Annotated in this window: 18 protein-coding genes; 10 read left to right on the top strand and 8 right to left on the bottom strand. The window is 53.3% G+C overall.

Annotated elements, in window-relative coordinates:
- Positions 1–14: 14 nt before the first annotated feature.
- Positions 15–1,295, bottom strand: a complete 1,281-nt coding sequence (gene hemL / locus ACUY4S_RS19030; protein ID WP_458021832.1) for a glutamate-1-semialdehyde 2,1-aminomutase — start codon at positions 1,293–1,295, stop codon at positions 15–17.
- A 171-nt stretch (positions 1,296–1,466) separates the two neighbouring features.
- Between hemL and clcA the strand changes: the two genes are divergently transcribed.
- Positions 1,467–2,876, top strand: coding sequence for a H(+)/Cl(-) exchange transporter ClcA (gene clcA, locus ACUY4S_RS19025; protein ID WP_312687376.1), 1,410 nt, complete (start codon positions 1,467–1,469; stop codon positions 2,874–2,876).
- A gap of 81 nt (positions 2,877–2,957) precedes the next feature.
- Entirely contained in the window at positions 2,958–3,302 is a 345-nt protein-coding gene (gene erpA, locus ACUY4S_RS19020; RefSeq protein ID WP_023480429.1) for an iron-sulfur cluster insertion protein ErpA, read from the top strand.
- Between the two features lie 68 nt (positions 3,303–3,370).
- Here the strand turns inward: erpA and ACUY4S_RS19015 are convergent, their stop codons facing one another.
- The 3 genes from ACUY4S_RS19015 to mtnN are packed head-to-tail and all read right to left on the bottom strand — an operon-like array spanning position 3,371 to position 5,500.
- On the bottom strand, positions 3,371–3,994 hold the full coding sequence (locus ACUY4S_RS19015) for a TRIC cation channel family protein (protein WP_312687378.1): 624 nt from the start codon (positions 3,992–3,994) through the stop codon (positions 3,371–3,373).
- Between the two features lie 14 nt (positions 3,995–4,008).
- The gene (btuF, locus tag ACUY4S_RS19010; RefSeq protein ID WP_458021833.1) at positions 4,009–4,809 is read right to left on the bottom strand and encodes a vitamin B12 ABC transporter substrate-binding protein BtuF; all 801 of its coding nucleotides are present in this window, start codon (positions 4,807–4,809) and stop codon (positions 4,009–4,011) included.
- Entirely contained in the window at positions 4,802–5,500 is a 699-nt protein-coding gene (mtnN, locus tag ACUY4S_RS19005; RefSeq protein ID WP_312687383.1) for a 5'-methylthioadenosine/S-adenosylhomocysteine nucleosidase, read from the bottom strand. The genes btuF and mtnN overlap by 8 nt, the downstream gene beginning before the upstream one ends.
- Positions 5,501–5,606: 106 nt before the next feature.
- Between mtnN and dgt the strand changes: the two genes are divergently transcribed.
- From dgt to cdaR, 3 genes are all read left to right on the top strand, one after another.
- Positions 5,607–7,121, top strand: a complete 1,515-nt coding sequence (gene dgt / locus ACUY4S_RS19000; protein WP_312687386.1) for a dGTPase — start codon at positions 5,607–5,609, stop codon at positions 7,119–7,121.
- A 136-nt stretch (positions 7,122–7,257) separates the two neighbouring features.
- Complete coding sequence (degP, locus tag ACUY4S_RS18995; RefSeq protein WP_312687388.1) at positions 7,258–8,688, top strand: serine endoprotease DegP; 1,431 nt, start codon at positions 7,258–7,260, stop codon at positions 8,686–8,688.
- Positions 8,689–8,847: 159 nt separating this feature from the next.
- Complete coding sequence (cdaR, locus tag ACUY4S_RS18990) at positions 8,848–10,005, top strand: DNA-binding transcriptional regulator CdaR (RefSeq protein ID WP_458021834.1); 1,158 nt, start codon at positions 8,848–8,850, stop codon at positions 10,003–10,005.
- An 82-nt stretch (positions 10,006–10,087) separates the two neighbouring features.
- On the opposite strand, the gene ACUY4S_RS18985 is transcribed toward cdaR, so the two are convergent.
- From ACUY4S_RS18985 to map, 4 genes are all read right to left on the bottom strand, one after another.
- A complete protein-coding gene (locus ACUY4S_RS18985; RefSeq protein WP_017457991.1) occupies positions 10,088–10,477 on the bottom strand; it encodes a DUF3461 family protein in 390 nt (129 codons plus the stop codon).
- A 121-nt stretch (positions 10,478–10,598) separates the two neighbouring features.
- Complete coding sequence (gene dapD, locus ACUY4S_RS18980; protein WP_042289888.1) at positions 10,599–11,423, bottom strand: 2,3,4,5-tetrahydropyridine-2,6-dicarboxylate N-succinyltransferase; 825 nt, start codon at positions 11,421–11,423, stop codon at positions 10,599–10,601.
- 33 nt (positions 11,424–11,456) lie between these two features.
- Positions 11,457–14,132: a bifunctional uridylyltransferase/uridylyl-removing protein GlnD gene (glnD, locus tag ACUY4S_RS18975; RefSeq protein WP_458021835.1), complete on the bottom strand. Its 2,676-nt coding sequence runs from the start codon at positions 14,130–14,132 to the stop codon at positions 11,457–11,459.
- Positions 14,133–14,287: 155 nt separating this feature from the next.
- Positions 14,288–15,079: a type I methionyl aminopeptidase gene (gene map / locus ACUY4S_RS18970; protein WP_458021836.1), complete on the bottom strand. Its 792-nt coding sequence runs from the start codon at positions 15,077–15,079 to the stop codon at positions 14,288–14,290.
- Positions 15,080–15,389: 310 nt separating this feature from the next.
- On the opposite strand from map, the gene rpsB reads away from it, so the two are divergent.
- The 5 genes from rpsB to ispC all read left to right on the top strand — a co-directional run bounded on the left by rpsB (position 15,390) and on the right by ispC (position 19,997).
- Entirely contained in the window at positions 15,390–16,115 is a 726-nt protein-coding gene (gene rpsB, locus ACUY4S_RS18965; RefSeq protein WP_061497575.1) for a 30S ribosomal protein S2, read from the top strand.
- Between the two features lie 137 nt (positions 16,116–16,252).
- Complete coding sequence (gene tsf / locus ACUY4S_RS18960; protein ID WP_312687405.1) at positions 16,253–17,104, top strand: translation elongation factor Ts; 852 nt, start codon at positions 16,253–16,255, stop codon at positions 17,102–17,104.
- A 148-nt stretch (positions 17,105–17,252) separates the two neighbouring features.
- Complete coding sequence (gene pyrH, locus ACUY4S_RS18955) at positions 17,253–17,978, top strand: UMP kinase (protein WP_061497572.1); 726 nt, start codon at positions 17,253–17,255, stop codon at positions 17,976–17,978.
- A gap of 166 nt (positions 17,979–18,144) precedes the next feature.
- Positions 18,145–18,702, top strand: a complete 558-nt coding sequence (gene frr, locus ACUY4S_RS18950) for a ribosome recycling factor (protein WP_458021837.1) — start codon at positions 18,145–18,147, stop codon at positions 18,700–18,702.
- A gap of 98 nt (positions 18,703–18,800) precedes the next feature.
- Positions 18,801–19,997 (top strand): 1-deoxy-D-xylulose-5-phosphate reductoisomerase, encoded by a 1,197-nt coding sequence (ispC, locus tag ACUY4S_RS18945; RefSeq protein ID WP_312687409.1) that lies wholly within the window; start codon positions 18,801–18,803, stop codon positions 19,995–19,997.
- Positions 19,998–20,041: the final 44 nt, after the last annotated feature.

Below are 20,041 nucleotides of genomic sequence, written 5' to 3'. Positions count from 1 at the left end.
GAGGGAAGGGCTGCTTACAGCTTCGCAAATACGCGGCGCGCGGCATCAATCGTATTATCAATATCTTCTTCGCTGTGCGCCACGGACATAAAGCCCGCTTCAAAGGCTGACGGCGCAAAGTAGACGCCTTCTTCCAGCATCAGGTGGAAGAAGCGTTTGAAACGCTCCACATCGCATTTCACCACATCCTGATAGCAGGTGACGCTCTGCGCATCAGTAAAGAACAGACCAAACATTCCGCCGACATGGTTCACCACCAGTGGAATGCCTGCCTGCTGCGCCGCTTCCAGCAGACCGTTTGCCAGTTGGCTGGTCAGTTCGGTCAGGGTAGCGTGAATGCCAGGCTGCGCCACTTCGGTTAAGCAGGCGTAGCCTGCCGCCATGGCAATCGGGTTTCCGGAAAGTGTCCCCGCCTGGTAAACCGGCCCGGTGGGGGCCAGGGCTTCCATCACATCCCGGCGGCCGCCAAATGCGCCGACCGGCATGCCGCCACCGATAATTTTGCCCAGACAGGTCAGATCCGGCACCACGCCGTAATAGTCCTGCGCCCCGGCCAGCGCAACGCGGAAACCGGTCATGACTTCATCGATAATCAGCAGGGCACCAAACTCATCGCACAGTGCGCGCAGGCCTGGCAGGAATTCTGGCTGCGGCGGGATACAGTTCATATTGCCCGCCACCGGCTCAACGATGATACAGGCGATATCCCGTGGATATTGTTCGAACGCCGCACGGACGGAGTCGAGATCGTTATAAGTACATGTCAGGGTATGTCTCGCGAAGTCAGCCGGAACGCCCGGCGAGTTCGGCTGGCCCAGCGTCAGCGCGCCGGAACCCGCTTTCACCAGCAGGCAGTCGGCATGGCCGTGGTAACACCCCTCAAATTTAATGATTTTGTCGCGGCCGGTAAAACCACGCGCCAGGCGGATGGCGCTCATGGTGGCTTCGGTGCCGGAGTTCACCATGCGTACCATATCCATGGTCGGTACCAGTTCGGTGACCAGCTCCGCCATTTTGACTTCCATCTCGGTGGGCGCACCGAAACTCAGACCCCGGCTGGCGGCTTCGATGACCGCGTTGCGAATAGCCGGGTGGTTGTGTCCCAGCACCATTGGCCCCCAGGAGCCGACGTAATCGATATAGGCTTTGCCGTCGGCATCGTACAAATAAGCACCGTCAGCACGCTCAATAAACAGCGGTGTACCGCCCACGCCTGTAAAGGCGCGCACCGGCGAGTTTACGCCGCCGGGGATCAGTTCACGCGCTGCGTTATAGAGGTTTTCAGACTTACTCATGCTTTCATTCCTGGTTGGTGGAAAAATCAATGCCCGCCATTCTATGTGATTACAGGAAAGTTATGAAAGTTTTGCCCCCGGAAACGACACATTTTGCAGGCATTTCTGGCGCGACGCGGCTGTTCTGGCCCGCTACAATGGCGTTTATATTTGTATGACATTCTCAGGCTCATGACTCCAGAAATCTCCTCCTTCGAACAACAACAAGTTGAGCGGCGTCGGCGCAGAGATATTTTGCGCCAATTGCTGCAACGCGATAAAACCCCGCTGGCGATTTTAATGATGGCCGCAATAGCCGGGACGCTGACCGGATTGGTTGGTGTGGCGTTTGAAAAAGCGGTGAATGCCGTTGTGAATGCGCGTCTCGGTGCACTGGGGAAAATGGCGGATCATGGCGGGTTGTTGTGGCTGCTGGCGTTTGTTGGTTCCGCACTGCTGGCGATGCTCGGCTATTTTCTCGTTCGGCGCTTCGCCCCTGAGGCGGGCGGTTCAGGTATTCCTGAAATTGAAGGTGCACTGGAAGAGTTGCGTCCGGTGCGCTGGTGGCGTGTTTTGCCGGTCAAATTTTTAGGTGGGATGGGGACGCTGGGTGCAGGGATGGTGCTGGGTCGCGAAGGTCCGACAGTACAGATTGGCGGTAATATTGGCCGCATGGTGGCTGATCTGTTCCGCATGCGCAGTGCAGAGGCGCGGCATACACTGCTGGCCACTGGTGCTGCTGCAGGGTTGTCTGCTGCCTTTAACGCACCGCTGGCCGGGATCCTTTTTATTATTGAAGAGATGCGTTCGCAGTTTCATTACAGCCTGATCTCCATTAAGGCGGTGTTTACCGGGGTGATCATGTCGAGCATCGTGTTCCGGCTGTTCAATGGCGAAGCGGCGGTAATAGATGTGGGCAAACTCAGTAATGCGCCTGTTTACACACTTTGGCTTTACCTGGTGCTGGGAATGGTGTTTGGCTGCGTCGGGCCGGTGTTCAATGCACTGGTGTTACGCGTGCAGGATCTGTTTCAGCGCCTTCACGGCGGCCACACGGGAAAATGGGTGCTGATTGGTGGGTTAATTGGTGGTGCTTGTGGGGTACTCGGCCTGATAGCGCCATCGCTCTCTGGTGGCGGTTTTGCACTGATCCCTATAGCGGCGGCGGGGAACTATACTGCAGGTGTGCTGGTGGCGATTTTCCTCGTGCGTGTTGGCACCACGTTGCTCTGTTTCAGTTCCGGCGCGCCGGGCGGGATCTTTGCACCTATGCTGGCATTAGGAACCGTGCTGGGAATGGCTTTCGGCAGCATTTGCGTGAGTATTTTCCCACATTATCAGATGGATGCTGCAACGTTTGCAATTGCCGGCATGGGCGCGTTACTGGCCGCTTCATTACGCGCACCGTTAACAGGGATCGTGCTGGTTTTGGAAATGACAGACAATTATCAGCTTATTCTGCCAATGATCATTACCTGCCTTGGTGCGACACTTTTAGCACAGTTTCTCGGCGGCAAACCGCTCTATTCGGCGATCCTGGCACGTACACTTGCCAGGCAGGAAGCGAACAGTATTGCGGAGCCGCGGCGGGAGAATACTTGAACGATTTAATAGCGTATTGGATAATAGCCGAAAAGATCGGGTTACTATTTGCCCAGATCGCAGTAGCAATGGGAGCAAGACATGAGTGATGACGTAGCGCTGCCGCTGCAGTTTACCGACGCAGCAGCCAACAAAGTAAAAAGCCTGATCGCCGATGAAGAGAACCCCAATCTGAAATTGCGTGTCTACATCACCGGTGGTGGTTGCAGCGGCTTCCAGTATGGTTTTACCTTTGACGACCAAATCAACGATGGCGATATGACCATTGAAAAGCAGGGCGTTGGCCTGGTGGTTGACCCGATGAGCCTGCAATATCTGGTGGGTGGTTCGGTGGATTACACCGAAGGCCTGGAAGGTTCCCGCTTCGTGGTTACCAACCCGAACGCGACCAGCACCTGCGGGTGTGGATCTTCATTCAGTATCTGATCCCCATCTGATGCCCGGTGGCGCTTTGCTTACCGGGCTGCTTTTGTAAGCCGAATCGCTCCCCTCTCTTAACGCCCGGGCTCATCCAGCGCAAAGGTTGGCAACTTCAGATGCCAGCGAATCGCCGCCAGGCGGATCACCAGCGTCACCACCATGCCCAACATGCTCGCGTTTTCCAGCGGTACGCTAAAGACGTAATAGGCTGTCGCATGGACAATACCGCCAGCAATACAGGCGGTAGCGTAGATTTCGGTACGCAGGATCATCGGCACTTCCCGCGCCAACACATCGCGGATAATGCCGCCGCCAACCCCGGTTACTACGCCCATACAGATCGCGACCAGCGGCCCGGTCCCGGCCATAAAGGCTTTATTCACGCCAATGCCGACAAACACTGCCAGACCAACGGCATCCAGCACCGGCAGCACCCATTTTGGCAGGCGGCGCGGCTGGCGTACCAGCACAATGGTTAACATGCAGGTCGCCATTGCTACCACCAGATCGGTAGGATCTTTGACCCAGAACACCGGCCCATGCGCCAGCGCCATATCGCGGATCGTGCCGCCCCCGACGGCGGTGACCACGCCCAGAACCAGCACGCCAAAGGGATCCATGCGTAATTTACCCGCCAGCAGCACACCGGAGATGGCAAACACGGCAGTACCGATAATATCCAGCCAGTAGACGAGCATGGTTGATTCCCCGGTTATTTCACCTGCGCAAGGGCAGTACAGAGTTGTTGAGCGGCGAGGATAATACGCGGGCTTGCTCGTTCAAACCAGTCGCTGTGAAGAGAAATAATCGGCGCATCAAGTTGGCTGTGCCAGAACTGTTCGATTTTGGGCATTTCGCCTGCGTCGCCAGCCACGACAATGGCCTGCGGCTGCCGGGCCAGTACCTGTTCACGACTGACCTGCGGCCAGGGAACGCGGCTTGCAGCAAAGATATTTTCCCCGCCGCACAGTTCCAGCACCTGGTTCTGAATAGAACCCTGGCCGGTGGTAAACAACGGATGCGCGCCAAATTGCAGAAACACGCGTTTTTTCGGTTGGTTTTGGTAGCGGGCTTTCAGTTCGTTGTACTGCGCCAGCAGCTGGTTCGCGGCTTGTTGCGCCTGATCGGGATGCACGCTATAAGGGGCAAGGTTACGCAGAGTTTCCGCCACTTGTTCAATGGTGATGGCATCCACCCACAGTACGGTGATCCCAAACTGCTTCAGTTGATTAACCTGACGTTCGGTATTGCCCCCACGCCATGCCAGGACCAAATCCGGTTTCAGGGCGATGATCCGTTCGAGATTGATCCCCTGCCAGCTCGCAACTTGCTCAATATGTGCTGCTTCAGGCGGGTAATCGGAATGGCTACTGACGGCGACAGGCGTAATGCCTGCAGCGAACAACAGTTCTGTATTGGCCGGGGAGAGAGAAATAACACGTGGCGCGGCAGAGAGCCACGCCGGGAGCAGCAAAAGCAGGGCGGCAAGCGCCCCATAAAGACGATTAGCCACGTGCCAGATTCTGCACCAGCGTTTCAACCATCAGGCTGGACTGTTTGGCGGCAACCACCAGGAACTCATCAAAGCTCAGGTGAGACTGCTGATCCGCCACGTCAGAAATCGCGCGAACCACAACAAACGGCACGCCGAAGTTATGGCAAACATGGGCGATGGCAGTGGCTTCCATCTCTACCGCAACGGCTTGCGGGAAGTTGTGACGGATCTTCGCCAGCCCGACCGACCCATTGATAAAAGCATCGCCGCTGACGATCAGGCCGCGTACGGCGTGCAGGTTCAGTTGACCGATACAGGCTTCTGCGGCAGCAACCAGTTTGTCATCGGCTTTGAAACCCGCCGGGCAACCCGGTAACTGGCCATACTCATAGCCAAACGCGGTGACGTCGGCATCGTGGTAGCGCGCCTCGTCGGACACCACGATATCGCCTACCTTGAGCGTCGATGCCAGACCGCCAGCGGAACCGGTATTGATAATCACATCCGGCTTGCAGCGCTCCAGCAGCAAGGTCGCGCCCATTGCCGCAGCCACTTTGCCGATGCCAGACTTCAGCAGTGCGACTTCAGTGCCATTCAGCGTACCGGTGTAGATTTCGCTTCCGCCAATATTCAGGGTCTGGCGGTTTTCGATTTTGTCACGCAGCAGCGTAACTTCTTCTTCCATTGCACCAATAATGCCAATTTTCATGGAGATACTCGCTAATGTGATAAGACAGAATTACGTTTTCAGGGCATAGTCTATCATGGCATACACAATTGCATGATATCCCGTGACGCTTTGCACAGGAGAGAAAATGGCAGAGATCGACTTTCGCAATAAAATAAACTGGCACCGACGTTACCGTTCGCCACAGGGAATGAAGAGTGAACGTGAAATTCTGCGCATTTTTGAAAGCGATCGTGGGCGTATCGTTAACTCTCCTGCTATCCGACGTTTGCAACAGAAAACACAGGTGTTTCCACTGGAGCGCAATGCCGCAGTGCGCACGCGTTTAACGCATTCACTCGAAGTACAGCAGGTGGGGCGCTATATTGCCAAAGAGATCCTCAGCCGACTAAAAGAGCTAAAGCTGCTGGAAACGTACGGGCTGGACGAACTGACCGGGCCGTTTGAAAGCATCGTCGAAATGGCCTGCCTGATGCACGATATTGGCAACCCGCCGTTTGGGCATTTTGGTGAGGCGGCGATCAATGACTGGTTCCGCCAGCGCCTGGCTCCCGACGATGCGGTTAGCCAGCCTTTGCCGGACGATCGCTGCGAAGTGGCCGTTCTTCGTTTGCGCGAGGGTGAAGAGCAGCTTAATGCACTGCGCAGTAAAGTGCGTCAAGACCTAAGCCATTTTGAGGGCAATGCACAAGGTATTCGCCTGGTGCATACGTTAATGCGAATGAATCTGACCTGGGCGCAGGTAGGCTGTATTTTAAAATATACGCGACCGGCCTGGTGGGTGGGCGATCCGCCTGCCTCGCACAGCTATTTAATGAAAAAGCCAGGCTACTATTTTTCTGAAGAGGCGTATGTCGAGCGCCTGCGTAAAGAATTAAACCTCGATACTTACAGTCGCTTCCCTTTAACGTGGATAATGGAAGCCGCTGATGATATTTCCTATTGCGTGGCCGATCTGGAAGACGCCGTAGAGAAGCGTATTTTCACCGCAGAGCAGCTTTATCAGCATCTGTATGAGGCGTGGGGAACACATGAAAAAGGCTCGTTATTTGCTCAGGTCGTTGAGAATGCCTGGGAAAAATCGCGCGTTAATTCCATGAGCCGCAGCGCAGAAGATCAATTCTTTATGTATTTACGGGTAAATACCCTTAATAAGCTGGTGCCTTACGCAGCCCAACGTTTTATTGAGAACTTGCCACAAATCTTCAGCGGTGAATTCAACCATGCGTTACTTGAAGATGACAGTGGGTTTAGCCAGCTACTTGAATTGTATAAAAATGTCGCCATAAAGCAGGTGTTCAGCCACCCTGATGTCGAGCAGCTGGAATTACAAGGCTATCGCGTCATTAGCGGGTTGCTGGATATTTACCGCCCATTGTTGCAATTATCTCTGGCGGATTTTACTGAGCTGGTGGAAAAAGAGGGGTTGCGGCGTTTTCCTATTGCTTCGCGCCTGTTTCATAAGCTGTCTACACGCCACCGGTTAGCCTATGTTGAGGCGGTCAGTAAATTATCCCCGGCGTCGGCGGAGTATCCGGTGCTGGAGTATTATCACCGTTGTCGATTAATTCAGGATTATATCAGCGGCATGACAGATCTTTATTCATGGGATGAATATCGTCGTTTGATGGCGGTGGAATAAACCCCGTCGAATTGTAAAGAACGACAATAAATTTTTACCTTTTGCGGAAACGAAATGCCGGAACTTCACGCTATAAATCGACTCTGAGTGGTACATACACAGCAGTTTGCGTTAATCGGTAATGAGATTGAGAGACATGAAAAAAACGACGTTAGCAATGAGTGCACTGGCCCTGAGTTTAAGTTTAGCGTTGTCTCCTCTGTCGGCTTCGGCGGCGGAAACAGCATCTTCAGCCACCCCATCGCAACAAATGCCGAGCCTCGCGCCTATGCTGGAAAAGGTGATGCCTTCGGTAGTCAGTATCAATGTAGAAGGCAGCACGACGGTGAACACCCCGCGTATGCCGCGTAATTTCCAACAATTCTTTGGTGATAATTCACCGTTCTGCCAGGACGGTTCGCCATTCCAGAGCTCGCCTTTCTGCCAGCAGGGCGGACAGGGCGCTCCTGATGGTTCGCAGCAGCAGAAATTTATGGCGCTGGGTTCCGGGGTAATCATCGATGCCGCGAAAGGTTATGTGGTAACAAACAACCATGTAGTTGATAACGCGAACACCATTAAAGTCCAGTTGAGCGACGGGCGTAAATTTGACGCAAAAGTGGTAGGTAAAGATCCCCGCTCTGACATTGCGTTGATTCAGATTCAGGACCCGAAAAACCTGACGGCGATTAAGCTGGCAGACTCTGATGCACTGCGCGTTGGCGACTATACGGTTGCTATCGGTAACCCGTTTGGCCTGGGCGAAACCGTGACCTCCGGGATTGTTTCTGCGTTAGGTCGTAGCGGCCTGAACGCGGAAAACTACGAAAACTTTATCCAGACCGATGCGGCCATCAACCGGGGGAATTCGGGCGGCGCGCTGGTGAACCTGAACGGTGAGCTGATCGGGATTAACACAGCGATCCTCGCACCGGACGGCGGTAATATCGGTATTGGTTTTGCTATTCCGAGCAACATGGTGAAAAACCTCACCGCGCAAATGGTGCAGTTCGGGCAGGTGCGTCGTGGCGAGTTGGGCATTATGGGGACCGAACTGAACTCTGAGCTGGCAAAAGCGATGAAAGTCGACGCACAGCGCGGAGCATTTGTAAGCCAGGTAATGCCGAATTCTGCTGCTGCGAAAGCCGGTGTAAAAGCGGGGGATGTCATCACCTCTCTGAACGGTAAGGCCATCAGCAGCTTTGCGGCGCTGCGTGCGGAAGTGGGGTCAATGCCGATTGGCAGCAAAGTTGCGCTGGGTCTGCTGCGCGACGGTAAGCCAGTCAATATTACGCTGGAACTGCAGCAAAGCAGTCAGAACCAGGTCGACTCCAGCACCATCTTTAGCGGCATCGAAGGCGCGGAGATGAGCAATAAAGGCAAAGAAGAAGGTGTGGTGGTGAATTCAGTAAAAGCCAACACGCCGGCTGCGCAAATCGGCCTGAAAAAAGGCGATGTGATAGTGGGTGCCAACCAGCAGCCTGTGAAAAACATCGCTGAGTTACGCAAAATCCTCGACAGCAAACCTTCTGTACTGGCGCTGAACATTCAGCGTGGCGATAGTTCCATCTATCTGCTGATGCAATAACCCGCAGCAACCCTCTTCTTCCGGCCGGAGGAAGAGGGTCTCCTCCTGTTTTGTGAGGCCTTCCACAACTCCATACTTCTCCCCCCTGCTTTGTGCATTTGCACAGTGCGGGCGCTGATTTCTTCCCATATGCTTGGGCTCTGCACAGGGGAGGGTTACATGGCTGGCTGGCATCTTGATACCAAAATGGCACAGGATATCGTGGCGCGCACCATGCGCATTATCGATACGAACATTAACGTGATGGATGCAAGAGGTCGCATCATCGGCAGTGGCGATCGGGAAAGAATTGGAGAATTGCACGAAGGCGCACTGTTAGTCCTCTCCCAGGGGCGAGTGGTAGACATTGATGATGCGGTAGCCCGCCACTTGCACGGCGTGCGTCAGGGGATCAACTTGCCGCTGCGTCTTGAAGGTGAAATTGTTGGCGTTATCGGACTTACCGGCGAACCGGAAACGTTGCGTAAATACGGCGAGCTGGTTTGCATGACCGCTGAAATGATGCTGGAGCAGTCTCGTCTGATGCATCTGCTGGCACAGGACAGCCGCCTGCGGGAAGAACTGGTAATGAACCTTATCCAGGCCGAAGAACATACGCCCGCGCTGACAGAGTGGGCTCAGCGTCTGGGGATCGATCTAAATCAGCCGCGTGTGGTCGCCGTTGTGGAAGTCGACAGCGGCCAGCTGGGTGTGGACAGCGCAATGGCTGAACTACAGCAACTGCAAAACGCGCTGACCACGCCAGAGCGTAACAACCTTATCGCCATTGTTTCATTAACAGAAATGGTGGTGCTGAAACCCGCCCTTAACCCGTTTGGCCGCTGGAATGCGGAAGATCACCGCAAACGCGTGGAGCAACTGATAACCCGGATGAAAGAGAACGGGCAGTTGCGTTTCCGTGTCGCACTGGGCAACTATTTTACCGGGCCTGGGAGTATTGCCCGTTCGTACCGCACAGCCCGCACCACCATGATGGTGGGTAAGCAGCGTATGCCCGAAAACCGCAGCTATTTTTATCAGGATTTGATGTTACCCGTTCTGCTCGACAGCTTACGCGGCGGCTGGCAGGCGAATGAGCTGGCGCGCCCGTTGTCGCGCTTAAAAGCGATGGATAACAACGGATTGCTCAGACGAACGTTGACCGCATGGTTCCGCCATAACGTGCAGCCTCTGGCGACGTCGAAAGCGCTGTTTATTCACCGCAATACGCTGGAATACCGTCTGAATCGGATCTCGGAACTGACAGGGCTGGATTTGGGCAACTTTGACGACAGGTTGCTGCTGTACGTGGCGCTGCAACTGGATGAACAGCGTTAATGTGATGCTTCAGCGTCCCGTTACCCGGCCTGCATATAACACTGCGGGCCAGGTAAGCGAGGCGCCTTCAGGCGTACTGCAATTATTTCCCGCGCGTTAACTTTTCAAGATCCGATTCGATTTCATTGATCTTGTTAGTCACGACACTTTCAAGATGACGCAGATCGTCGAGGATCTTACGCTTCAGATCCACTTCAGTGCGATCGCGCTGGCAGATTTGATCTAATTCATCGATCACGTAGCGCAGGTTAGGACTGATTTCCTGCACTTCTTTATAGCCCTGACCAACGCCGTCTGCGACCACGGTTTTACGCTGGCGTGGGTATTTAAACTTCACGCTCTTGGCAAAAAACTCGCCTTTGTCCTTATGAAAATAGATTTTCAGGATATCGTTATTGGCTTCCTGACGGAGGCTATAACGATCGATTTCATCAGGATTGGTAATGCCTAAACTTTTCAGATTATCGTACATAGCGGTACCCTTAAGCTCAACATAACCTATGAATAATTAACGAAAAAATCTATTTTTTCCACCAGCGCATACAAAAAAGGCGGGATACGTCACCCTCTCCCGAACAGGGAGAGGGAAAGACTTAGTCGATGGTACGCAGCAGTTCGTTGATACCCACTTTGCCACGCGTTTTCGCATCCACTTTTTTCACGATAACGGCGCAGTAAAGGCTGTATTTACCATCTTTTGATGGCAGGTTGCCTGACACCACGACGGAACCCGCCGGTACACGACCGTAATGCACTTCACCCGTTTCGCGATCATAAATGCGGGTGCTCTGACCGATGTATACGCCCATTGAAATAACAGATCCTTCTTCGACGATAACGCCTTCCACGACTTCGGAGCGCGCACCGATAAAGCAGTTATCTTCAATGATAGTCGGATTTGCCTGTAACGGCTCCAGCACACCGCCAATACCGACGCCGCCAGAGAGGTGAACATTTTTACCAATCTGCGCGCAGGAACCTACGGTTGCCCAGGTATCGACCATGGTACCTTCATCAACATAGGCACCGATGTTAACGTAAGACGGCATCAGCACGGTATTGCGGGCGATAAACGCGCCCTGGCGAACGGCTGCCGGCGGCACAACACGGAAACCTTCTTTCTGGAAACGTGCTTCGTCGTAGTCAGCGAATTTCATCGGAACTTTGTCGAAGTAGCGGCTTTCTGCACCGTCGATAACCTGGTTATCGTTAATGCGGAAAGAGAGCAGAACCGCTTTCTTCAGCCACTGGTGGGTGACCCACTGACCATCGATTTTTTCTGCGACGCGCAGCGCGCCGGAATCGAGCAGGGAGATAACCTGATTAACCGCTTCGCGGGTTACGGTATCCACATTTGCCGGGGTGATCTCTGCGCGACGCTCGAAAGCGGTTTCAATAACGTTCTGTAACTGCTGCATTGTTAAGCTCTTTCCATCTGTGTAAAAAAAACATCACCCTTTATCGTTTGGATTGAGGGCCTCTGTCAACCGTTGTTGCACCTCCATTTGCAGCGCATTATTAAGGCCGCGCCGGTCGGCGGTGGCGATTATAAATAAATCTTCTACTCGTTCACCAATTGTTGTAATTCTCGCCCCGTGCAGCGAGATTCCAAGGTCGGCAAACACCTGGCCTACGCGTGCCAGCAAACCGGGTTGATCCAGGGCAATTAACTCGAGGAAGGATTTTCTGTCGGTGTGGGTCGGCAGGAAGTTAACTTCTGTATCGACCGTAAAGTGTCGCAATTTCGCCGGTTGACGACGTGGTTGCGGCGGCTGCCAGGTATGCTGCGTGATGGCTTGCTCCAACCCAAAGCAAATGGCATCGTGACGATCGGCGGAGAGTGGGCTGCCATCTGGCTCCAGCACAATAAAAGTGTCCATCGCCATGCCATCGCGGGTGGTAAAGATTTGCGCGTCATGAACGCTGAGATTGCGCCTGTCCAGTTCTGCACAAACAGCAGCGAACAGGTACGGCCTGTCCGGACTCCAGATAAAGATCTCGGTCCCGCCGCGCGTGGCCTGCGGACTCAGCAGGATCATCGGCTTTGTTAAGTCGTGCTCAAGCAAGTGACGGGCGTGCCAGGCCAGTTGGTTTGGACTGTGACGAACAAAGTAGTTAGCCCGGCAGCGCGCCCAAATCTGATGCAACTGCTCTTCATCGATATTGTCCATGCGCAGCAATGCCAGCGCCTGTAACTGATGATGGCGCACACGTTCGCGCATATCCGGTGTGTTCTGCATCCCGCGGCGTAACTGTTTTTCAGTGGCGAAATAGAGTTCGCGAAGCAGGCTCTGCTTCCAGCTATTCCACAGTGTTTCGTTGGTGGCGCAGATATCCGCCACGGTCAGGCAGACCAGGAAGCGCAAGCGATTTTCCGTTTGAACTTCTTCGGCGAACTGTTTGATAACTTCCGGATCCTGAATGTCGCGGCGCTGCGCAGTTACCGACATTAATAAGTGGTGACGTACAAGCCAGGCGACCAGTTGCGTTTCGCGGGAGTTCAGCCCGTGCAATTCGGCAAATTTCAGCACATCCTGCGCGCCCAGCACCGAATGATCACCACCGCGGCCTTTGGCGATATCATGGAACAGGGCAGCAATCAAAATCAGTTCCGGATGCGTCAGGCGCGGCCAGAGTTCAACACATAAGGGATGCTTATTACGGGTCTCTTCTTTAGCGAAACTTTCCAGCTTCAGCAGCACGCGGATGGTGTGTTCATCGACGGTGTAGGCGTGAAACAGATCAAACTGCATTTGACCGACAATGTGCGACCACTGCGGCATATAGGCCCACAGGACACTGTGACGGTGCATGGGCAGCAGACCGCGGCTGACGGCTCCGGGATGGCGCAGCATGCTCAGGAAAATTGAGCGTGCTTCGGCGATGTAGCACAACGGCTGTGTCAGATGACGGCGGGCGTGGCGTAAATGCCGTAACGTGGTGGAGTAAATGCCCGTAATGGTGCTGTTGCGCACCATAATATAGAACATCCGCAGGATCGCCTGCGGTTCCCGGATAAACAGCGTTTCATCGCGCAGGTCGATCAGCGTGCCGCGCAGCTGGAACTCATCATCAATAGGACGCGGTTTTTCATCAGCTGTTAGCGCCAGGATCGCTTCGTCGAACAGCTGGAGTAGCATCTGATTCAGTTCCGTAACGCGGCGCGTTACGCGGAAGAAATCTTTCATCATATGTTCAACCGGCTGGTTGCCTTCGCCAACATAATTCAGGCGCTGTGCCACGCTCAGTTGTCGGTCAAACAGCAGGCGGTTGTCATAACGATTAAGTTCCAGATGCAGCGCAAAGCGGATGCGCCACAACAGGTGCAGACACTCGTTCAGTTCATTGCGTTCGGCCTCGGTCAAAAAACCAAACCCGACCATTTCATCCAGCGAGGTGGCACCAAAATGGCGACGTGCTACCCATTGCAGTGTATGAATATCGCGCAGGCCGCCGGGACTGCTTTTAATGTCGGGCTCCAGGTTATAGCTGGTGCCGTGGTAGCGCTGATGACGTTCTGCCTGTTCTGTGACTTTGGCGGGGAAAAAGGTTTCTGAAGGCCAGAAATCGTCGCTGAAAATATGCTTTTGTAATTCCAGGAATAGCGCAACATCACCCACCAGCAGGCGCGATTCAATCAGGTTAGTCGCAACGGTTAAATCCGACAGCCCTTCCTGCAGGCACTCATCCAGCGTCCGCACGCTGTGCCCCACTTCCAGTTTCACGTCCCAGAGCAGTGTCAGCAGTTCGCCAATTTTTTGTGCTTGCTCGTCGGGCAATTTATAGCGGCTGAGGATAAGCAGATCGATATCCGACAACGGGTGCAGCTCCCCGCGGCCGTAACCGCCAACAGCAACCAGCGCGACATCGCTGACTTCGCCAAACCCATACTCCAGCCACAGCCGTTGAAGCAACTGGTCAATGAATTCCGTTCGGGCTTCAATCAGCTGCTCGGCCGAAATTCCCGCGTCAAAGACATGACCGAGCCACTGTTGAAAAGCATCAATATGCGTTTTGATATCGGCACACCGTAAGTCGTCTCGCGGCCAGACGCCGGGGTATTCCGGTTGCCCGGGAAGGGTGGGGGTTACGGTACTGACGAACTGTTCTGAAGAGAGATTACTCATTATTGACCACCCATCTGGAGTGCAGACTCATATCAGGACAACTTAAAAGAGATAATCAGAAATGAAAAGTCGTTTATATGTATGACCGCAGGGGAAAAGAAAGAAAAAAAACGGCCCGCAAAGTGGACCGTTGTGATAGTGAGCCGGGAGCGAGATCAGGCGACGGTCAGTACGGCTTCAATGGTGTCGTCTTTACGCAGGGTGAGGATCTCACAGCCTGTTTCGGTGACAACGATCGTGTGCTCGTACTGGGCTGACAGGCTGCGATCTTTGGTTTTGACCGTCCAGCCGTCTTTCATGGTGCGAATGCGATAATCACCAGCGTTCACCATTGGCTCGATAGTAAATGTCATACCGGCTTGCAGTACCACGCCGCCATCATCTGCATCGTAGTGCAAAACCTGCGGCTCTTCATGGAAGCCGCGGCCAATGCCGTGGCCACAGTATTCACGCACTACAGAGAAACCTTGTGCTTCAACATACTTCTGGATTGCTGCGCCAAGCGTGCGCAGACGGATACCCGGTTTCACCATCCGCAGGGCCAGATAGAGGCTTTCCTGCGTAACATGGCACAGGCGCTCGCCAAGAATCGTTGGTTTGCCCACAATAAACATTTTGGAGGTGTCGCCGTGATACTCGTCTTTGATAACGGTGACATCGATGTTAACCACATCGCCGTCTTTCAGGTGTTTTTCATCATCCGGAATCCCGTGGCAAACCACCTCATTAATAGAGATGCAAACGGATTTCGGGAAGCCGTGGTAACCGAGGCACGCGGAGATAGCATGTTGCTCGTTAACGATGTAATCGTTGCAAATACGGTCCAGTTCGCCAGTGCTGACGCCCGGTTTAATGTACGGTTCGATCATTTCCAGCACTTCGGCAGCGAGACGGCCGGCGATGCGCATTTTTTCGATTTCTTCAGGAGTTTTAATAGAGATAGCCATGGATTGTGTCCATCAGTGTCGAATTTTTCGACTATACCAGGATAAGTGCTGTCAATGGTAACAGCCGCGCAAGCTTTGTGCCAAATTGAGAATCATTAACAGCACACCGCGTCAACAACTATTGGTTTCTGGTGCGGTTTTGTGGTATAAAGCGCGCCGGACTTCCGTTCCTGTTTTGGAATGGGGGCCACAAATCTCACTTTGTGTAACAACACACACGTATCGGCACATATTCCGGGGTGCCCTTCGGGGTCGGTAATATGGGATACGTGGAGGCATAACCCCAACTTTTATATAGAGGTTTTAAAACATGGCAACTGTTTCCATGCGCGACATGCTCAAGGCTGGTGTTCACTTTGGTCACCAGACCCGTTACTGGAACCCGAAAATGAAGCCGTTCATCTTCGGTGCGCGTAACAAAGTTCACATCATCAACCTTGAGAAAACGGTACCGATGTTCAACGAAGCCCTGGCTGAGCTGAACAAAATTGCTTCTCGCAAAGGCAAAATCCTGATCGTTGGTACTAAACGCGCTGCAAGCGAAGCGGTGAAAGAAGCTGCTCTGAACTGCGACCAGTTCTTCGTGAACCATCGCTGGTTGGGCGGTATGCTGACTAACTGGAAAACCGTTCGTCAGTCCATCAAACGTCTGAAAGACCTGGAAACTCAGTCTCAGGACGGTACCTTCGACAAGCTGACCAAGAAAGAAGCGCTGATGCGCACTCGTGAGCTGGACAAGCTGGAAAACAGCCTGGGCGGTATCAAAGACATGGGTGGTCTGCCAGACGCTCTGTTCGTTATCGATGCTGACCACGAGCACATCGCAATCAAAGAAGCAAACAACCTGGGTATTCCGGTATTTGCTATCGTTGATACCAACTCCGATCCGGACGGCGTTGACTTCGTTATCCCGGGTAACGATGACGCAATCCGTGCTGTTAGCCTGTACCTGAATGCCGTTGCTGCTACCGTTCGTGAAGGCCGTTCTTCGGATCTGGCTACTCAGGCGGAAGAAAGCTTCGTAGAAGCTGAGTAATAAGGCCGCTCTTTGAGCCCCTTATTGAGCAGGTAGTACCGAGTTTGGTTAGGGGGCCTGTCTATGGCCCCCTTTTTCACTTTTAAGCCTGTTTGGTTGCAAACCGTGCAGGTCATATCTCTCCCGAGGATTAAAGAATGGCTGAAATTACCGCATCCCTGGTAAAAGAGCTGCGTGAACGTACTGGCGCAGGCATGATGGATTGCAAAAAAGCGCTGACTGAAGCGAACGGCGACATCGAGCTGGCGATTGAGAACATGCGTAAGTCCGGCGCTATCAAAGCGGCGAAAAAAGCAGGCAACGTTGCTGCTGACGGCGTGATCCTCACCAAAATCGCTGGCACCTACGGCATCATTCTGGAAGTTAACTGCCAGACTGACTTCGTAGCGAAAGATGGTGGTTTCCAGGCATTTGCAAACAAAGTCCTGGACGCAGCCCTGGCTGGCAAAATCACTGACGTTGAAGTTCTGAAAGCACAGTTCGAAGAAGAACGTGTTGCGCTGGTTGCTAAAATCGGTGAGAACATCAACATCCGTCGCGTATCTTCTCTGGAAGGCGACGTTCTGGGCTCTTACCAGCACGGCGCGCGCATTGGTGTTGTGGTTGCGGCTAAAAACGCCGATGAAGAACTGGTTAAACAGCTGGCAATGCACATCGCTGCAAGCAAACCGGAATTCGTTAAGCCGGAAGATGTGTCTGCTGAAGTGGTAGAAAAAGAGTACCAGGTTCAGTTGGACATCGCCATGCAGTCTGGCAAACCGAAAGAAATCGCAGAGAAAATGGTTGAAGGCCGCATGAAGAAATTCACCGGCGAAGTTTCTCTGACTGGCCAGCCTTTCGTTATGGATCCGAGCAAGTCTGTTGCTCAGCTGCTGAAAGAGCACAATGCTGACGTAACCGGCTTCATCCGCTTCGAAGTGGGCGAAGGCATTGAGAAAGTTGAGACTGACTTCGCAGCTGAAGTTGCTGCAATGTCCAAGCAGTCTTAATCAATAAAAAGGAGCCGCCTGAGGGCGGCTTCTTTTTATGCCCTTCATCTGAAAATCAGCTAACACGCTAGTGTTTGCGCTGACAGGCGACGTATCATAAGCGCCAGTATTAAACCCGTCCAATTGTTGACAGTCTCAGGAAAGAAACATGGCTACCAATGCAAAACCCGTCTACAAACGCATTCTGCTTAAGCTGAGTGGTGAAGCGCTCCAGGGATCCGAAGGCTTCGGTATTGACGCAAGCATTCTCGACCGCATGGCGCAGGAAATTAAAGAGCTGGTTGAACTGGGAGTTCAGGTTGGCGTGGTGATTGGCGGCGGTAACTTGTTCCGTGGCGCGGGGCTGGCAAAAGCGGGTATGAACCGCGTTGTGGGCGATCACATGGGTATGCTGGCAACGGTAATGAACGGCCTGGCAATGCGTGATGCGCTGCATCGTGCCTATGTGAACGCACGTCTGATGTCTGCATTCCCGCTGAATGGCGTATGCGACAATTACAGTTGGGCAGAGGCTATCAGCCTGCTGCGCAATAATCGCGTGGTCATTTTCAGCGCCGGTACCGGCAACCCGTTCTTCACTACAGATTCCGCTGCTTGCCTGCGCGGTATCGAAATTGAAGCTGACGTAGTATTGAAAGCGACCAAAGTGGACGGCGTCTTTACTGCCGATCCGGTCACCGATCCAACGGCAACCCTGTGCGAGCAACTGAGCTACACCGAGGTGCTGGATAAAGAATTAAAGGTAATGGACCTGGCGGCCTTTACGCTGGCCCGTGACCACAAACTGCCGATTCGCGTGTTCAATATGAACAAACCAGGCGCACTGCGTCGCGTGGTAATGGGCGAAAAAGAAGGCACATTGATTACGGAATAATTCCCGTAAGCAATAAATAAAGGTAAGATTCCGCTTTAAATTATTGAGCCGTTCTTTCTGGCATCTTCACGGTGCCAGAAGATTGAACAAGGCTATACTTAGCACACCCGCAACCAGGCGTGCCAGCGTATGGCCAGCCTGCGACAAGATTTCAAGGATCCGTAACGTGATTAGCGATATCAGAAAAGATGCTGAAGTACGCATGGAGAAATGCGTAGAATCGTTCAAAACTCAAATCAGTAAAGTGCGTACTGGTCGCGCTTCCCCGAGCCTGTTGGATGGCATCGTTGTGGAGTATTACGGTACGCCGACGCCGTTGCGTCAACTGGCAAGCGTGACCGTTGAAGACTCCCGTACGTTGAAAATCAACGTCTTTGATCGCTCTATGGGCCCGGCCGTTGAGAAAGCCATCATGGCGTCTGACCTGGGACTGAACCCCAATTCTGCGGGTAGCGACATCCGTGTTCCGCTGCCAGCGTTGACAGAAGAACGTCGTAAAGATCTGATCAAAGTCGTGCGTGGCGAAGCTGAACAAGCCCGCGTAGCCGTACGTAACGTTCGCCGTGACGCGAACGATAAAGTAAAAGCTCTGCTGAAAGACAAAGAAATCAGTGAAGATGATGACCGTCGTTCACAAGATGAAGTGCAGAAACTTACCGATGCTGCAATCAAAAAAGTCGATGCGGCGCTGGCGGATAAAGAAGCGGAACTGATGCAGTTCTGATTCTGTAAAAACCGACTAAAACGCCGTACAGAGAGCCGCTCCGGTGGTTTCGCTGGCGGCGTTTTGCTTTTTTATTCTTGCAACGTTGTGAGCGTTTCATGAAGCATTTAACTCTTCTGGGCTCAACGGGTTCTATTGGTTGCAGCACGCTTGATGTGGTTCGCCACAATCCCGATCGTTTTTCCATAACTGCGCTGGTTGCAGGCAAAAATGTTGCCCGCATGGTTGAACAGTGTCTGGAATTCTCCCCGCGTTTTGCCGTGATGGATGATGCGCAAAGCGCGCAACAGCTGAAACATGCTTTGCAGGAACTCGGAAGCCGTACCGACGTACTCAGTGGTCAACAGGCGGCCTGTGAAATGGCGGCGTTAGGAGACGTGGACCTGGTGATGGCGGCTATTGTGGGGGCGGCCGGGCTTGTGCCGACGCTGGCTGCTATTCGCGCAGGCAAAACGGTATTGCTGGCCAATAAAGAAGCGCTGGTGACCTGCGGCCGCTTATTCATGGAAGCGGTAAAAGAGAGCGGAGCGCGGCTTTTGCCGGTGGATAGCGAGCATAACGCTATTTTTCAGAGTTTACCGGAAACAATTCAGCAGAACCTGGGGTACGCTGATCTGGAGCAGAATGGCGTTTCGTCTATTTTGCTTACCGGGTCAGGTGGCCCATTTCGTGAGACGCCATTAGCGGATCTGGCGGCAATGACGCCGGATCAGGCCTGTCGCCATCCGAACTGGTCAATGGGACGTAAAATCTCCGTTGATTCCGCCACCATGATGAACAAAGGTCTGGAATACATTGAAGCGCGCTGGTTGTTTAATGCCTCTGCCCGCCAAATGGAAGTGTTAATTCACCCGCAATCGGTGATTCACTCCATGGTGCGATACCTGGATGGCAGTGTTTTAGCGCAACTGGGTGAGCCGGATATGCGTACACCTATCGCACACACCATGGCCTGGCCAGATCGTGTGTCCTCTGGTGTAAATGCCCTCGATTTCTGCAAACTGAGTTCGTTAAGTTTTGCTGCGCCTGATTATGATCGTTATCCCTGCCTGAAACTGGCTATTGATGCGTCAAGCGAGGGGCAGGCTGCGACAACGGCGCTAAATGCAGCAAACGAGGTCACTGTTTCGGCTTTCCTGGCATCTGCTATTCGCTTCACAGATATCGCAGCCCTCAATCTGTCTGTACTGGATCAGATGGATCTACGTGAACCGCAAAGTATCGATGACGTTCTGGCCGTTGATGCACAGGCGCGTGAAGTGGCGCAACGACAAGTGACGCGCTTCGCAAGCTGATGATATTACCGCCAGGAGTTGCGGTGCTATTTGTTAGCGTTGGG

It is taken from the genome of Kosakonia beeri, assembly GCF_054165705.1.
The sequence above is the reverse complement of the archived record's forward strand: the minus strand, read 5'-3'. Positions and strand labels throughout refer to the sequence as shown.

Excerpts from the sequence above, each read along its gene's own strand:
- hemL (WP_458021832.1), bottom strand. The coding sequence starts at position 1,295 with ATGAGTAAGTCTGAAAACCTCTATAACGCAGCGCGTGAACTGATCCCC.
- clcA (WP_312687376.1), top strand. The coding sequence starts at position 1,467 with ATGACTCCAGAAATCTCCTCCTTCGAACAACAACAAGTTGAGCGGCGT.
- erpA (WP_023480429.1), top strand. The coding sequence starts at position 2,958 with ATGAGTGATGACGTAGCGCTGCCGCTGCAGTTTACCGACGCAGCAGCC.
- ACUY4S_RS19015 (WP_312687378.1), bottom strand. The coding sequence starts at position 3,994 with ATGCTCGTCTACTGGCTGGATATTATCGGTACTGCCGTGTTTGCCATC.
- mtnN (WP_312687383.1), bottom strand. The coding sequence starts at position 5,500 with ATGAAAATTGGCATTATTGGTGCAATGGAAGAAGAAGTTACGCTGCTG.
- dgt (WP_312687386.1), top strand. The coding sequence starts at position 5,607 with ATGGCAGAGATCGACTTTCGCAATAAAATAAACTGGCACCGACGTTAC.
- degP (WP_312687388.1), top strand. The coding sequence starts at position 7,258 with ATGAAAAAAACGACGTTAGCAATGAGTGCACTGGCCCTGAGTTTAAGT.
- cdaR (WP_458021834.1), top strand. The coding sequence starts at position 8,848 with ATGGCTGGCTGGCATCTTGATACCAAAATGGCACAGGATATCGTGGCG.
- ACUY4S_RS18985 (WP_017457991.1), bottom strand. The coding sequence starts at position 10,477 with ATGTACGATAATCTGAAAAGTTTAGGCATTACCAATCCTGATGAAATC.
- dapD (WP_042289888.1), bottom strand. The coding sequence starts at position 11,423 with ATGCAGCAGTTACAGAACGTTATTGAAACCGCTTTCGAGCGTCGCGCA.
- glnD (WP_458021835.1), bottom strand. The coding sequence starts at position 14,132 with ATGAGTAATCTCTCTTCAGAACAGTTCGTCAGTACCGTAACCCCCACC.
- map (WP_458021836.1), bottom strand. The coding sequence starts at position 15,079 with ATGGCTATCTCTATTAAAACTCCTGAAGAAATCGAAAAAATGCGCATC.
- rpsB (WP_061497575.1), top strand. The coding sequence starts at position 15,390 with ATGGCAACTGTTTCCATGCGCGACATGCTCAAGGCTGGTGTTCACTTT.
- tsf (WP_312687405.1), top strand. The coding sequence starts at position 16,253 with ATGGCTGAAATTACCGCATCCCTGGTAAAAGAGCTGCGTGAACGTACT.
- pyrH (WP_061497572.1), top strand. The coding sequence starts at position 17,253 with ATGGCTACCAATGCAAAACCCGTCTACAAACGCATTCTGCTTAAGCTG.
- ispC (WP_312687409.1), top strand. The coding sequence starts at position 18,801 with ATGAAGCATTTAACTCTTCTGGGCTCAACGGGTTCTATTGGTTGCAGC.